At 60.7% G+C, this 1,196-nt stretch carries 1 protein-coding gene and 1 pseudogene; both read left to right on the top strand.

The annotated features are described in order from the left end of the window. Positions 1-759: pseudogene (locus tag G7Y44_RS10265) on the top strand (type IV secretory system conjugative DNA transfer family protein); the annotation flags it as partial. 3 nt (positions 760-762) lie between these two features. Continuing rightward, positions 763-1,196 (top strand): hypothetical protein (locus G7Y44_RS10270; protein WP_206214472.1); only part of this gene is annotated, 434 nt, incomplete at its 3' end.

Here is a 1,196-nt window from a genome sequence, read left to right on the forward strand (position 1 = left end):
GACAAGTCAATCATCACGCGCTGCGTCGAGGCGGCATACGCCAGGTGCGCAGATGGTGCCACGACCCCGACCCTCACCGACTTTCATGCGGTGCTGCTCGACCAGCCGGAGGCTGAGGCGCGCGACATCGCGCTTCGCTACGAGCGCTACGTCACAGGAGCGCTCTCGTTTTTCAACCGCCAGTCCAACATAGGCTTTGCCAACCGCATCACCAACATCGACCTTCACGACCTCTCGACCAACATGCGCGTCTTCGGCATGCTCACCGCCCTTGAGACGGTGCGCAACCGGATGTACGCGAACTTCGAGCGAGGGGTAACGACCTGGCTCTACATCGACGAGGTGCAATCTCTCTTCGGCCATCCCACCATCATCGACTACTTCGCCAAGTTCTGGGCGGAGGGGCGAAAATACGGCATGATCTGCACGGGCATCTCCCAGAACACCTCCCACATGCTCGCCAACGAGCGGGCGCGCACCATGGTCTTGAACTCGGACTTCTGCCTGCTGCACAAGCAGGCATCACAAGACCTCGCCGCATGGACCGAGATGCTCTCGCTTTCTACCGCCGAGAAGGAATACATCGATGAGTCCATCAAGGCAGGTGAAGGGCTGCTCGTGGCGGGAGGCGCGCGCGTGCCCATTCGCGATGACTTTCCTAAGGGCGCGCTCTACGACCTCTTCAACACCAAGCCCGAGGAGATCGCACAGCTCAAGCGCGCCAAGGCATTCAGTGACAACGCCAGGAAGAGCGTCTAAGCGATGGATGTCGAAAAGCTCGCAGATGAGCACGTCACCATCGCTGACGTCGTCACGGCAGACAAGGTCGATGCGATCTCATCCGGCATCGTGATTGATGATGAGTCCCGAACGCTTTCCGTCCTCGCCGAGAGGCAAGACGCGCTCGGCGTGCGCCCGGCAAGGAAGAGGGGCGGACGTACAGCGCCTGCGCATGCCAAAAAAGCTGCGAGCTTGAAGCAAGCAGCAGGGGCTGCCCAAGAGCTCCGGGCGCAAGGCATCCGATCCGCAATGGTGTCCGAAAAGACCCAAGGCATCCGATCTGCAACAGGAGCCAAGGAAGCGCAAGGCGTTCGGTTAGCAACAGCAGCCGAGGAGGCACAAGCTTCAGGCGACAAGGCCTTGAAGGTCCGCCAGATCGCGATGCGCGAGGTGGTATCTGAGCTCGACGACACCGA

Origin of the sequence: Adlercreutzia sp. ZJ141 (assembly GCF_011038965.1) — a bacterium.
Classification (GTDB): domain Bacteria; phylum Actinomycetota; class Coriobacteriia; order Coriobacteriales; family Eggerthellaceae; genus ZJ141.